12 protein-coding genes and 2 pseudogenes are annotated in these 12,481 nt (G+C 63.1%); 5 read left to right on the top strand and 9 right to left on the bottom strand.

From position 1 onward, the window contains the following. Positions 1-48: 48 nt before the first annotated feature. On the top strand, positions 49-1,992 hold the full coding sequence (locus tag APH42_RS05500) for an integrase arm-type DNA-binding domain-containing protein (RefSeq protein ID WP_012614046.1): 1,944 nt from the start codon (positions 49-51) through the stop codon (positions 1,990-1,992). 66 nt (positions 1,993-2,058) lie between these two features. Here the strand turns inward: APH42_RS05500 and APH42_RS05495 are convergent, their stop codons facing one another. After that, entirely contained in the window at positions 2,059-2,700 is a 642-nt protein-coding gene (locus APH42_RS05495) for a LysR substrate-binding domain-containing protein (RefSeq protein ID WP_012614047.1), read from the bottom strand. Positions 2,701-2,804: 104 nt separating this feature from the next. On the opposite strand from APH42_RS05495, the gene APH42_RS05490 reads away from it, so the two are divergent. Further along, positions 2,805-3,098, top strand: a complete 294-nt coding sequence (locus APH42_RS05490) for a helix-turn-helix domain-containing protein (RefSeq protein ID WP_024082527.1) — start codon at positions 2,805-2,807, stop codon at positions 3,096-3,098. Between the two features lie 26 nt (positions 3,099-3,124). Here the strand turns inward: APH42_RS05490 and APH42_RS05485 are convergent, their stop codons facing one another. Together APH42_RS05485 and APH42_RS05480 are read right to left on the bottom strand one after the other, a co-directional pair. Beyond that, positions 3,125-4,018: a LysR family transcriptional regulator gene (locus APH42_RS05485; protein WP_012614048.1), complete on the bottom strand. Its 894-nt coding sequence runs from the start codon at positions 4,016-4,018 to the stop codon at positions 3,125-3,127. A 320-nt stretch (positions 4,019-4,338) separates the two neighbouring features. After that, positions 4,339-4,908 (bottom strand): annotated as a pseudogene (locus tag APH42_RS05480) (4-hydroxyphenylpyruvate dioxygenase family protein); the annotation flags it as partial. Between the two features lie 25 nt (positions 4,909-4,933). Between APH42_RS05480 and APH42_RS05475 the strand changes: the two are divergent. Beyond that, positions 4,934-5,152, top strand: coding sequence for an Lrp/AsnC ligand binding domain-containing protein (locus APH42_RS05475; RefSeq protein ID WP_017511446.1), 219 nt, complete (start codon positions 4,934-4,936; stop codon positions 5,150-5,152). A gap of 100 nt (positions 5,153-5,252) precedes the next feature. Continuing rightward, the gene (locus APH42_RS05470) at positions 5,253-5,447 is read left to right on the top strand and encodes a heavy-metal-associated domain-containing protein (protein WP_012614049.1); all 195 of its coding nucleotides are present in this window, start codon (positions 5,253-5,255) and stop codon (positions 5,445-5,447) included. A gap of 74 nt (positions 5,448-5,521) precedes the next feature. Here APH42_RS05470 and APH42_RS30685 read toward each other — a convergent pair. From APH42_RS30685 to APH42_RS05450, 4 genes and pseudogenes are all read right to left on the bottom strand, one after another. Continuing rightward, positions 5,522-6,258, bottom strand: a pseudogene (locus APH42_RS30685) (MauE/DoxX family redox-associated membrane protein). A gap of 223 nt (positions 6,259-6,481) precedes the next feature. After that, complete coding sequence (gene fdx / locus APH42_RS05460) at positions 6,482-6,820, bottom strand: ISC system 2Fe-2S type ferredoxin (protein WP_012614051.1); 339 nt, start codon at positions 6,818-6,820, stop codon at positions 6,482-6,484. Positions 6,821-6,835: 15 nt separating this feature from the next. Continuing rightward, complete coding sequence (gene cueR / locus APH42_RS05455) at positions 6,836-7,315, bottom strand: Cu(I)-responsive transcriptional regulator (RefSeq protein ID WP_012614052.1); 480 nt, start codon at positions 7,313-7,315, stop codon at positions 6,836-6,838. Positions 7,316-7,330: 15 nt separating this feature from the next. After that, complete coding sequence (locus APH42_RS05450) at positions 7,331-9,826, bottom strand: heavy metal translocating P-type ATPase (RefSeq protein WP_017511447.1); 2,496 nt, start codon at positions 9,824-9,826, stop codon at positions 7,331-7,333. 235 nt (positions 9,827-10,061) lie between these two features. Between APH42_RS05450 and APH42_RS05445 the strand changes: the two genes are divergently transcribed. Next, positions 10,062-10,418, top strand: a complete 357-nt coding sequence (locus APH42_RS05445) for a metalloregulator ArsR/SmtB family transcription factor (RefSeq protein ID WP_015912826.1) — start codon at positions 10,062-10,064, stop codon at positions 10,416-10,418. Positions 10,419-10,527: 109 nt separating this feature from the next. Here APH42_RS05445 and lpdA read toward each other — a convergent pair whose 3' ends face one another. Further along, entirely contained in the window at positions 10,528-11,955 is a 1,428-nt protein-coding gene (gene lpdA, locus APH42_RS05440; protein WP_015912827.1) for a dihydrolipoyl dehydrogenase, read from the bottom strand. A 105-nt stretch (positions 11,956-12,060) separates the two neighbouring features. Continuing rightward, a complete protein-coding gene (locus APH42_RS05435) occupies positions 12,061-12,459 on the bottom strand; it encodes a hypothetical protein (protein ID WP_015912828.1) in 399 nt (132 codons plus the stop codon). Positions 12,460-12,481: the final 22 nt, after the last annotated feature.

Raw genomic sequence — 12,481 nt, 5'->3', positions numbered from 1 at the left:
GGAACCATGACGAGCATTAGGCCTAAGTCATAACTTAGGAGCCTCGAAATGGCACTCTCTGATCTGACAGTCCGGCAGGCAAGAACCACCGGCAAGCGCTACACCCTCTCCGATAACGACTGCCTGGGCCTGATGGTCTCTGCCGCAGGCGGCAAGTCGTGGATCTTCCGATACTACTGGCTGGGCAAGCAAAAGCGCATGTCCCTGGGTGGCTATCCCGCCCTCAGTCTGCGCGAGGCCCGCGCCGAGCGGGACAAGGCTCAGGTTCTGCTCGCCAAGGGCATTGATCCCCAAATCGAACGCGACCAGCGCCGGCACGCGGCCAAGCTGGCGGGCGAATACACCTTCAAGAACGTCTTCGATGCTTGGGTCGAGCATCGCCGCAAGGAACTCAAGGAAGGCCGTCAGAGCACGCTTTCGCAGATCCTGCGCATCTTCAACAAGGACGTGCTGCCTACCCTGGGGAAGATGTCGATCTACGACATTCGACGGCCCCAGCTCGTGGGCGTCGTGGCGGCGATCGAGAAACGCAAGGCGTTCACCACCGCCGAGAAGGTCCGCACCTGGTTCAACCAGATGTTCCGCTATGCCCTGGTCATCGCCGAAGGGCTGGAAGTCAATCCGGCCGCGGACCTGGACGTGGTGGCCGAGCCCAAGCCCCCGGTGGCCCACAACCCCTATCTGCACCTGCCCGAGCTGCCCGAGTTCCTTCAGAAGCTCCGGCGCTACAACCCCCGGGGCTGGCAGACCCAGCTTGGCGTCCGGCTGCTGTTCCTGACGGGGGTGCGCACGGGCGAGTTGCGCCTGGCCGAGCCTGAGCAATTCGACCTCGACCGCGGCTTGTGGATCATCCCGCCGCAGGTCGTCAAGCAACTCCAGGACGAAATGCGCAAGGCCGGCAAGCGGCCGCAGGACGTGCCGCCCTACATCGTGCCCCTGTCCCTGCAGGCCATCGAGATCGTGCGCTATCTCCTGGGCGTGATGCGTCCAGCGCAGAAGTACCTGCTGTCGCATCGCAGCGAACTCAAGAAGCGCATCAGCGAGAACACCCTCAACAAGGCCGTGCAGCTCATGGGCTACGAGGGGCGCCTGACCGGCCACGGCATCCGCGGCACCATCTCGACCGCGCTCAACGAGATCGGATACCCGAAGATTTGGGTGGACGCTCAGCTTTCGCACTCCGACCCCAACAAGGTGAGTTCGGCCTACAACCACGCCAAGTACGTGGAGCCTCGGCGTCGCATGATGCAGGACTGGGCAGACCGTCTTGACCTGCTCGAACAGGGTGAAGTCGAAGCCGCGAGCGCGCATCTGACCATCCGTATCGACGGGGTGCCGGCAATGGCGGAAGTGGAGGAAGTGGTGGGCGCGGTCTCCACGACTGCTGAGCCTGTTGTCCCCGGCGTGCCGCCCGTGGTGGCCACGCCTATCGTCGTGACCCCCAACAGCGGCGGAATCATGTTCCAGCGGCTGTCGCAGGTGCCGCCGCCTCCGGTGCATGCCCCGGAGCCGGAAGTCTCCGCGATCCAGCGCGAGCGCGAGGAAATGCTGGCCATCTACGAGTCGCCGAACAATCTGCCGGTCCCGCTGTTCGGCAAGCTGGCCGGGAAGTCCAAGGACCAGATCAACCGCGAGCTGAAGGCGGGCAAGCTGCTGTCGATCAGCCTGGGCAACCGGGGGCAGCGGGTTCCCGACTGGCAACTGGTGCCGCTCAAGCACAAGCTGGCCCAAGTGCTCATGAACCAATGCCCGCACGCCGATTCGTGGGACCTGTACCGCATGCTGACCCAGCCTCACCCCGACCTGGGTGATCGTGCGGCCATTGATGCGGTCACGCCAACGAACGTGCCCGCAATCATCCGGGTTCTCATGGGCGACTACCAGCACCATGCGGATGTGCCCGAGGCCGTTGCCCCGCGGCCCATCCCCGAGGACGTGCGGCAGAGCGTCCGCCGACTGGTGGACAGCGCAGCGGTGCTTGAAGGGGTCTAGTCCGGTCTAGTCCCATGCTGCAACCTATGGCCGGGATGAGACGGCTCCGGCCTATAGGAGTGCCTGCTACAGGGCGCCTGCCTCGGCGATCTGCAGCGCCCTGCGCTCGAAACGCTTGGCAGCAGAATCTGCTTGCGCGTGGGGCCGTTGGAGGTACGTCACGATCTCATAGGGGCCATCGGCGAGCGGTCGCATGCTTACCCCCCATTGATGGGCACGCTCGATGCGCGATTGCGCGCATACGCCGATGCCGTAGCCGGCTGAAACCCACAGCGCCATCATCTCGAATGAAGTTGCAGGCAGGATGTTCTCTTGGTCCACTGGCATCAGGGAGGCCAACCTCTCGTCCAGCAAGGGACAAGCCTCCGCCTGCCAGCGATAGATTGGATAGTCCTGAAGATCGGAGATGGTGAGCTTCGCCTGATCAACCAAACGGAACCGCGGTGGTATCGCGACGGCCATGCTTTCGCACCACAGCCTCCGGCTACTCGTCAGGTGATCCCCCGCACTGCTAAGAGATAGCCCCGCGTCGTAGCGGCCCTCATGCAGGCCCGTTACCAGCTCTTGATCCGAAACTTCACGCACGGCGATCGCGACACCCGGCTCGTGCGCTCGCTGCAGTGCAAGCAGCGCCGACAGCCGTGAAGACGGCACACCTGGCGCTATGGCGAGTGTGAAATTCGGGGACGGTCTGATGGCGTTGTGCATGGATGCCCCCAAGAGGCAACGGGATCGAAAAGAGCAGCCGACATCATACTCAAGAGATATCTTTAACGTGGTTAAAGATCAGTGATTCCATGACGCTTCTGCGAATGCAGAAGCGCACTATTCGGCCTGGACGGCCCGCCGGAGTAACCACCTATGAGTCCGCACCGGCGTTGGCGTTCGGGCAAGCGGTGCGAGCCGCTCGCCTGGCTCAGGGGATTGCTCAGGATGAGTTCGCGGGCTTGGCGGGGATCGCGCGCTCGCACATGGGCAAGATTGAGCGCGGCGAGCACATGCCGACACTCGCTCTCATTCTAAAAATTTCCCTGGCTCTCAAGATCAGCTCGGCCGAACTGATGACGGCCACGGAGCGCAACCTCTACCTTCAGGGCGATGCGTGACGCCGGATGTGGCGCAGGCGTCGTAGCTAATCGCTCTTTGGCGAACGCAAACGCTCGATGAAGCGCTCTACGGGTGCGGATAGTCCGCTACCGCCTTCGGGCCGAAGCAGGTAGGTGATGATGACGGCCGAATCGAGCGCCAACGGCCGGATCACCACGTCGGGACGTTGACACGCCGCGATTCGGGTCGCCGTTGCGAAGCCGATGCCGTAACCAGCTCCGACCAATGTGAGCATCATGTCCAGCGACGAGACATGCTCAACGATGGTGGACTCGCGCTCCAGGGGATGTAGCAGCCGGGTCAATTCGCGGCAGTAGCCCTCGCAAAGCTGCGGATCGCACATCACCAGCGGGTAACTCACGAGTTCACGTAGCGACACTTCCTTGTGGGCCAGCAACGGGTGCCGGATCGGCACGGTCACCACCAGCGGGTCCTGCCAGATGGGCTCCGTCACCAGTCCGTCGCCGACGTCCGCGGTGTGTGCGAAACCGATCGCGAAGTCGCCGGATCGCAGTCCCCGCAACTGTTCCGCCAGGGTGACCTCGGAGAGCCGTATTTCGATCTCCGGCTCCTCCTGGCGGCACAGGGCAAGAAGTGCAGACAGCCGCGGGTCGATGGCGCCATCGGAGATGGCGATGCGCACGCTGCCTCTTAGGCCTGCGGCGATCGCCCTGACGTTTTCTCGTGCCTGCTCCAGGTTGGTGAACAGCCTGCGAATGTCCTGAAGGAAGGTGGTGCCCGCTGGCGTCAACCGCGTTCCCCGCCGATCGCGGTCAAAGAGCAGCACCCCCAGTTCGTCTTCCAATTCCTTGATCGTGCGGGACAGCGGCGGCTGCTCGATGTGCAAGCGCTCCGCAGCACGGGTGAAATGCAGCTCTTCGGCGAGAGCCACGAAGCAGCGCAAATGACGAAGTTCCATGGGCACGTCCTTCAGCAATCCTGGTCATTGGGTTGGCCACGGCGCATTGCTGCCGAAGTGCGCTTAGAGGGGGCGACGTAGTGCTGGGTCCCTCTTCAGGGCGAGGAAAAAGGCCATCGGTGTATCTGAATAAGAATACATATGTTCATGTATTAACTCAAGTCAAGGGCGGTAGCAACTGTTTCGGAACGTGACGCCGAAGCCAACCCGCTCAATGCTTGAGCGGCTAAGGCAGTACTGACGCCAAAGTAGCGCGAGCCCACAGAGGGGCTCGCGAGATGTAGGACTGAAGGCGCTCTGCCTTCATGGAAAGGCCCAAATCAGGCCGGGTTGATTTCCAACGAGCCACGGTTGATCTGGTCGCGTTCCATCGACTCGAACAAGGCACCGAAGTTTCCTTCGCCGAAGCCCTCGCGGTAGTTGCCCTTGCGCTCGATGAACTCGAAGAACACCGGGCCAAGCAGCGGCTCGGAGAATATCTGCAGCAGCAGGCGGGGCTGGCCGCCTTCGGTCGTGCCGTCGAGCAGAATGCCGCGCGCCTGCAACTCGGGTACGGGCTGGCCATGGCCGGGCAGGCGCTTTTCCAAGTTTGCGTAATAGATGTCGTTGGGGGCGGTCAGCAGCGGGATACCGGCCATCTGCACGCGGTCGAGCGCATCGAGTAGGTTGTCGCACAGCAGGGCGATGTGCTGGATGCCCTCGCCGCTGAACTGCATCAAGAATTCCTCAATCTGGCCGCCGCCCTGGCGTGCTTCCTCGTTCAGCGGGATGCGGATCAGGCCGTCCGGCGCGCTCATCGCCTTGGAGGCTAGGCCGGTGTACTCGCCGTTGATGTCGAAGTAGCGGATCTCTTGGAAGTTGAAGAACTTCGTGTAGAAGTCGGCCCAGTACTCCGACTCGCACAAGCGCAATCCCATGGACGTGTTCCGCGCGTCTGTCCAGAACTGGCCAGAGGTTGTGGAGTGCCATGCGCTGACCGGCGACATGGACTATCTGCTGCGGGTGGTCGTCATGGACATGGCTCACTACTCCCGCTTCGTGCTCGACACGCTGCTCAAGCACCCCAGCGTGCAGGACTGCAAGACCAGCTTCGTGCTGGATCGCGTAAAGAGCACCACGGCCTTGCCCCTATGAGCATTCGGCCGGTTGGTGTGGCGGGGATGCAAATAGCGATTGACCTTCCAACGGTGGCAAGGAGCACACTTCAAACACCCCAACCCGAAAGGAGTTTTCCATGCAATTCCATCTCGAAGACATGACCTGCGGCGGCTGCGCCCGCACTGTGACGAAAACGATCCAAATGATCGACCCCAACGCCAAGATCGTCACGGACCCGCCGACCCGCCGTGTCGAGGTCCAGACCTCGGCCTCGCAAGAGCAGATCGCCGCGGCCCTGAGCGAAGCTGGCTTCCCGCCGCGCGCGCAGTAACACCGCATCGTGGCCGGCATGCACACAGGACGGCCGATGCGAGCACGTGCGCTGCGCCGTACCTGGCGCGGCGCTCAGTGCATCCCAAGGTAGGCCGACCTTGGCCACAGGGCCATCGCCACCATCATCAGGTTCTCGGTCAGGGACACGAAGCCCAGCGGCACGTTGCTGTCCCCGCCCACGCAGGCGCACTTGAGTTCCCGGCGATCGACATAGACCGCCTTGAAAACCGACACGGCCCCGACGGTCCCGATGAACAGCGCCAACGGAATCGACACCCACATCCCCACGCCCGCGACCATCTGGACGCCTGCGATGGCCTCCGCGAACGGGTAGAAATAGGCATACCGAACCCAGCGCTTGGCCAGCAGGTCGTCGCGAAGCCGTCCACGTCCTTGAGCTTCTGCAGCGCCAGGAGGCACATGGCAAAGGCCACGAACCACTCTGCCGCCTGAATGCTCTAGACTTGGCCGAAGGCCGCCCAGCTCGCCGCCAGCGCCATTGCGGCCGCCGTGGCGAACAGCGCGATCACAGGGGTCTAGGTCACGGCGTTCTTGTCCTTCACGGACATGCCGAAGAATTTGCGTAGGTCGTCGTAGCCGCCCACGCGCCGCCCGTTTATGAAGACCTGGGGCGTGGTCTCGATGCCATGCTCCTTCTTGAACGCATCCGTCTGCTCGCGGCTTGCCAAGTGTTTGTCCTCGACCTCGTAGCCCTTGCGGTTGAGCAGATCGAGCGACTTCAGCCCGTAGGGGCAGGTATGGCCGGGCATGACCATTCGGTAGAGCGTGGCTAGCTTGGGCGCAGACATGCAGGACTTCTCCTGTGGGACTTTCCATGGGCCGGCCGTCACGGATTTAAGGACGTTGATGACCTTTCCAGCCTAACCGACGACCGTGCAAAGGGAGTGTAGACACCTGGCTCGCGGGTTGGTCTGGCCCACGGGTTGGTTATCTGGCGGCAATGCCGTCAGTCCTCCATCTGCCAGAGCAACCCTGCCGCAGGCCGGTGCGCCTGAGGCAGCACGCAGGCTCCTAGTGGTTCTCCTTGGCATGGTTGATCGTGTACTTGGGGATCTCGACGGTCAGGTCTTCGGTCGCAACGATGGCCTGGCAGCTCAGCCGCGACTGCGCCTCCAGTCCCCAGGCCCGGTCGAGCAGATCGTCCTCGCATTCCTCGACTTCGTTTAGAGAATCGAACCCCTTGCGCACGATGCAGTGACAGGTCGTGCAGGCACAGCTCATGTCGCAGGCATGCTCGATCTCGATGCCGTTGTCCAGCAGGGCCTCGCAGATCGAAGTGCCTGCTGGCACGTTCAGTTCGGCTCCCTCAGGCGCCAGTTCAGGATGGGGCAAGACGGTGATTTTGGGCATATCTCTCCTGGCTGCTCAGTGCGCACACGGCTTTTTTCCTGCTGCGTTGGCTCGCGCGCGGCGCGGCACTGCGCCAGTGCGCGCTTCGGGCTTGTTGTCACTGATATCGGGCTGCTCCAGCGTGTGCAGGATCGGGCAGTCGGGCCGTTCGTCGCCGGCGCAACACCGGATCAGCGCCTTGAGCGTCGCGGCCATCTCCAGCATGCTCTCGATGCGCCGGTCCAACTCGTCGATGTGTTGCTGGGCCAGACGCTTTACATCAGCACTCTGGCGCGACTTGTCATTCCACAGTCCCAGCAAGTCCGTGATCTCGGCCACCGAGAAGCCGAGGTCGCGCGAACGCCGGATGAAATGCAACCGGTGAACGTCGTCCTGGGTATAGGCGCGGTAGCCCGAATCGGTGCGGTCAGCCGGAGGGATCAGACCGATTTGCTCGTAGTAGCGGATCATTTTGGCCGAGACCTTCGAGGCCTTGGATGCTTCACCGATGTTCATGGTGTTCCTCCTTTCTCAATGAGCGGTATCCGCCGCCAGCGGCGGCTGGAAGCGGCGCAGGCGCAGCGCGTTGCCGAGCACGAACACGCTGGACAGCGCCATCGCGCCAGCCGCGAAGATCGGCGACAACAGCACACCGTATGCGGGGTACAGGACGCCAGCGGCCACCGGGATCAGGGCCGTGTTGTAGCCAAACGCCCAGAACAGGTTCTGGCGGATGTTGCCGATGGTCGCCTTGGACAGCGCGATGGCGTTGGGCACGCCCTGCAGGTTGCCCGACATCAGCACTACGTCGGCCGACTCCACCGCCACGTCGGTGCCGGTGCCGATGGCCAGGCCCACGTCGGCCTCGGCCAGCGCCGGGGCGTCGTTGATGCCGTCGCCCACGTAGGCGATCTGGCCGTGGCTGGCTTTCAGCCGGCGCACGGCTTCGACCTTGCCCTCGGGCAGCACTTCGGCCACCACCTCGTCGATGCCCAGTTGCTTGGCGATGGCCTGCGCGGTACGCGCGTTGTCGCCGGTGATCATCGCCACCTTCAGGCCGAGCTGGTGCAACGCGGCAATGGCCGCGGGCGTGCTGGACTTGATCGGATCGGCCACCGCGATGATGGCGGCCAGCCGGCCGTCGATCGCGGCGTACAGCGGTGACTTGCCCTCGTTGCCCAGGCGCTCGGCCGTGCGAGCGAAGCTGCCCACGTCCAACCCCAGCTCACGCATGAAGCGATCGGCACCGACCTCGACACGCGCGCCGTCCACGGTGGCGCGCACGCCCATGCCCGTGACCGAATCGAAGTCTGTCATCGTCGGCAGCGCGATGCCACCTTCCACGGCCGACTCGACGATGGCGCGTGCGATCGGATGCTCCGAGCGCGATTCGACAGCGGCGACCTTCGCCAGCACCTGGTTGCGGTCAAAGCCGTCGGCAATCTCCAGGTCGGTCAGGACCGGGCGGCCCTCGGTCAGCGTGCCGGTCTTGTCCACGGCCACCACCTTGGCGTCCTTGAGCAGTTGCAGGGCTTCACCCTTGCGGAACAGCACGCCCATCTCGGCGCCCCGGCCCGTGCCGACCATGATGGAGGTCGGCGTCGCCAAACCCATGGCGCAAGGGCAGGCAATGATCAGCACCGCCACGGCATTGACCAGCGCGAAGGACAGCGCGGGCGACGGGCCGAACACCAGCCAGACCAGGAAGGTCAGCACCGCGGCCAGCATGACGGCGGGCACGAACCACAGCGTCACCTTGTCCACCACGGCCTGGATCGGCAGCTTGGAACCTTGCGCCTGCTCGACCATGCGGATGATCTGCGCCAGCATGGTCTGACCGCCCACGGCGGTGGCACGCAGCGTCAGCGCACCCTTCTGGTTGACGGTGCCGCCGACCACGGTGCTGCCTTCCGCCTTTTCGACGGGAATCGGCTCGCCGGTGATCATCGACTCGTCCACGAAGCTGCGGCCCTCGGTCACTTCACCATCGACCGGCACGCGCTCGCCGGGGCGCACTTCCACGATGTCGCCCTGCGCCACGTCGTTGATCGGGATGTCCACGATGCGGCCGTCGCGCAGCACGTGCGCCTCCTTGGCCTGCAGGCCGATCAGGCGCTTGATGGCCTCGGAGGTGCGGCCCTTGGCCCGTGCCTCAAGAAAGCGGCCCAGCAGGATCAGCGCCACGATGACGGCTGCCGCCTCGTAGTACACGTTCACCGTGCCGGCCGGCAGCAGACTGGGCGCGAACGTGGCGACCATCGAATAACCGAAGGCCGCGGCCGTGCCGACCGCGACCAGCGAGTTCATGTCGGGACCCAGGCGGAACAGCGCCGGGAAGCCCTTCTCATAGAAGCGCCAGCCCGGAATGGCGAGCACCAGCAGGGTCAGCACGAACTGCAGATACCAGCTCTGCTGGATGCCAATGGTGGAAGCCACCCACTCGTGCATGCCGGGAATCATGTGCGAGCCCATTTCGAGCACGAACACAGGCAGCGCCAGCACGGCGGCCAGGGTCAGGTCGCGCTTGAGTTCGGCGCGCTCGGCGTCCTTTTTCTCGGCAGCTTCCTCGTCGGCCTGCATGCCTGTATCGACCGGGCTGGCCTCGTAGCCGACCTTATCGACAGCAGCAATCAGATCCTGCACGGATGCTACGCCACGCACGGTAGCGCGCTCGGTCGCCAGATTGACCACAGCCTCAGTGACGCCCGGCACCGCCTTGAGCGCCTTCTCGACGCGGCCCACGCACGAAGCGCAGGTCATGCCTCCGATCGCCAGCTCGATGGTGCCCTGAGGCACGTCGTACCCTACCTTCTCGATCGCCTGGATCAGCGCCATGCGATCGACAGGACGGTTCAGGCGAATGTCCGCTCGCTCGGTGGCGAGATTGACAGACACGCTTGCCACGCCCTCGACCTTGGCAAGGGCGGCCTCGACTCGGCCGACACAGCTTGCGCAGGTCATGCCCTCGATGGGCAGGCTGATTGCCGCTGCTTGGGCGCCAGCACTACTCGTTGTTGCCATGCTCATGGTGTGCTTCCCATAGTTGAAATTCGACATGGAGGGAGCTTAGGGTTTACCATCGTGGGAAGGTCAAGCGCTTTTTCGGATGCTGTCAGGTTTCAGAAATGACCCGGTGCACGGGGAACGGAGGCCTTGCCTGCCAGGCTCGCACTGGTTCTTTGCTGCGCGCGCCTAAGCGGCCGCTGCCTTGTTAATTCTGAAGGGCGAAAACAGCCATTCGAGGTTAGGAAATATTTTAAAAATGAATACAAGTAAGCCATTCAGTACCCCACCGAAGGGTCCCAGCGCCGATTTGGAATCGCTGTCACAGAATGACGTGACCATCTTGGCTGAGACATTCCGCCTCCTGGGTGACCCGTCCCGGCTGAGAATCATGCTGTGCTGCATGAAAGGCTCTTCCTCGGTCGGGGACATCGCTGAAACCCTCGAACTCTCGCAGTCGCTGGTGAGCCACCACCTGCGGCTGCTGCGCGGTGCTCGCCTGGTCAAGGGCGTGCGCCAAGCCAAACAGATCTTCTATGAGGTGGCGGACAAGCACGTGAACCAGGTGCTGCTGGATATGGCCACCCACATCGCGGAAGACCACAACGACGAGTAACTGTTGGGCATAGCATGCCGTTGCGGCGTGGCCTACGTTCCATGGCGATATGCGCCCCACCGCCCGCAGCTGCGTTCGGTGAGGTGGTTTGGATGCCGCTTCCGATCAATCAGAAGTTGAGCGCGCGCTTGTCCACGGCCAGCGAGGCCTCTTTGAACGTCTCGGAGAGGGTCGGATGGGCAAAGCAGATGCGGGCGATGTCTTCGCTGCTGGCCTTGAACGCCATGGCGATCACGGCCTCGGCCACCAGTTCACTGGCCTGCGGGCCGACCACATGCACGCCGAGTATCTCATCAGTGGCAGGATCGGCGATCACCTTGACGAGGCCCGGCGTGTCGCCCAGCGCACGCGCGCGGCCATTGGCCATGAACGGGAAGGAACCGATTCGATAGGCGGTGCCCTGCTCTTTGAGCTGCTGCTCGGTGCGGCCTACCCAGGCAATCTCTGGGCTGGTGTAGATGACGTTGGGGATCGTATTGAAATCGACGTGACCGTGCTGGCCGGCAATGCGCTCGGCCACTGCGACACCTTCCTCTTCCGCCTTGTGCGCCAACATCGGGCCACGCACCACGTCACCGATGGCCCAGATGCCGGGCACACTGGTGCGGCATTCATCGTCCACCAGCACGGCGCCGCGCTCATCCAGTTGGAGTCCCACGGCGGCCGGATTCAGGCCTTCGGTGTTGGGCACACGGCCGATAGCCACGATCACTTTGTCTGCCTGCAAGGACTGCGTCTGGCCCTGGCTGTCGGTGTAGTGAATAGTCACGCCAGCCTCGGTTGCATTGACTTCGCGAACCTTCGCACCTAGTTCGATCTTCAGGCCTTGCTTGTCGAACGCCTTCTTCGCCTCCTTGGCGATGGCTTGGTCGACGATTGGCAGGAAGCTGGGCAAGCCTTCGAGGATCGTGACATCCGCCCCCAGGCGGCGCCAAACGGAGCCCAGCTCCAGGCCGATCACGCCGGCACCGATGACGGCCAACCGATCGGGCACGGCCGCGATGTCCAGCGCGCCGTCGTTGGAGAGCACGACCCGCTCATCGAACGGTAGGTTGGGGAGTGGCCGCACGTTGGAGCCTGTGGCAACGATGATCTGCTTGCCCACCAAGGTAACAGCCTCATCGGCGGCGACGCTCACCTCGAAGCCACCATCGACAGTCCTGGTGAAAGACGCCAGGCCGTTGAAAAACTGGACCTTGTTTTTGCGGAACAGATAAAGGATGCCTTCGTTGCTGGACTTCACGACCTGATTCTTACGTTCCAACATCGTGGTCACATCCATGCGCAGATCACCCGTGGAGATGCCGTGCGTGCCAAAGTGGTGCTTGGCTTGTTCAAAGTTCTCTGACGACTGCAGTAGCGCTTTCGAAGGGATACAACCGATGTTGTTGCAGGTGCCGCCAGGTGCTGGCTTTCCGTCCTTGTTCTTCCAGGCATCTACACAAGCGACCTTCATGCCTAATTGGGCAGCGCGAATGGCCGCGATGTATCCGCCTGGGCCGGCACCGATAACAATGACGTCGAAATGCATTTCCATGATTTACATCTCCAAAGTTTTTGAGGAAATAGTGAGCGCCTATGTCGCGCCTTTTGTCAGGTGGTCGCCAGATTACAGCTCGTTCCCTGACGATCACGTTGAACACTACGGCAGAACGAACCGGGCGCTCGCGGTATTGCCCCCACGTTCGACTTGGACGACGGCCTTCGTGCCCTTGGCTGCGGCGAAGGTCCCGCTGCCTTCGAGGCGGCTTCCGTCCGCGGCAGGCGTGAGTTGCACCTCCTGCTTTTGTGAGCCGGTCAACAGTGTGAGCTTGGCTTTGGTGTTGCTTACATTGACCTGCTTGCCGTGGTCGCGCAGGTAGAGTTGCGCTGCTGCGGGCTGAACGACCAACTCGTAGTCCACGTCCCGGACTTCGGTCACGACGCCACCATGCAGCGGCTTGTGGTCATGCGCGTGGTCATGGTCGCCTGCGGCGAAGGCGGTGACGGATGCCAGGGCGAGGGCGGTGCCGGCCGTGAGGGAACGAAATCGAACAGACATGAAAGCTCCTATAGGGTTACGG

Origin of the sequence: Pseudomonas sp. NBRC 111140, assembly GCF_001320885.1 — a bacterium.
Taxonomy (GTDB): Bacteria; Pseudomonadota; Gammaproteobacteria; order Pseudomonadales; family Pseudomonadaceae; genus Aquipseudomonas; species Aquipseudomonas putida_P.
This window is presented reverse-complemented; position numbering and strand designations above follow the sequence as displayed.

Excerpts from the sequence above, each read along its gene's own strand:
- APH42_RS05475 (WP_017511446.1), top strand. The coding sequence starts at position 4,934 with ATGGACGTGTTCCGCGCGTCTGTCCAGAACTGGCCAGAGGTTGTGGAG.
- APH42_RS05470 (WP_012614049.1), top strand. The coding sequence starts at position 5,253 with ATGCAATTCCATCTCGAAGACATGACCTGCGGCGGCTGCGCCCGCACT.
- APH42_RS05450 (WP_017511447.1), bottom strand. The coding sequence starts at position 9,826 with ATGAGCATGGCAACAACGAGTAGTGCTGGCGCCCAAGCAGCGGCAATC.
- lpdA (WP_015912827.1), bottom strand. The coding sequence starts at position 11,955 with ATGGAAATGCATTTCGACGTCATTGTTATCGGTGCCGGCCCAGGCGGA.
- APH42_RS05490 (WP_024082527.1), top strand. The coding sequence starts at position 2,805 with ATGCAGAAGCGCACTATTCGGCCTGGACGGCCCGCCGGAGTAACCACC.
- cueR (WP_012614052.1), bottom strand. The coding sequence starts at position 7,315 with ATGAACATCGGTGAAGCATCCAAGGCCTCGAAGGTCTCGGCCAAAATG.
- APH42_RS05485 (WP_012614048.1), bottom strand. The coding sequence starts at position 4,018 with ATGGAACTTCGTCATTTGCGCTGCTTCGTGGCTCTCGCCGAAGAGCTG.
- fdx (WP_012614051.1), bottom strand. The coding sequence starts at position 6,820 with ATGCCCAAAATCACCGTCTTGCCCCATCCTGAACTGGCGCCTGAGGGA.
- APH42_RS05435 (WP_015912828.1), bottom strand. The coding sequence starts at position 12,459 with ATGTCTGTTCGATTTCGTTCCCTCACGGCCGGCACCGCCCTCGCCCTG.
- APH42_RS05500 (WP_012614046.1), top strand. The coding sequence starts at position 49 with ATGGCACTCTCTGATCTGACAGTCCGGCAGGCAAGAACCACCGGCAAG.
- APH42_RS05495 (WP_012614047.1), bottom strand. The coding sequence starts at position 2,700 with ATGCACAACGCCATCAGACCGTCCCCGAATTTCACACTCGCCATAGCG.
- APH42_RS05445 (WP_015912826.1), top strand. The coding sequence starts at position 10,062 with ATGAATACAAGTAAGCCATTCAGTACCCCACCGAAGGGTCCCAGCGCC.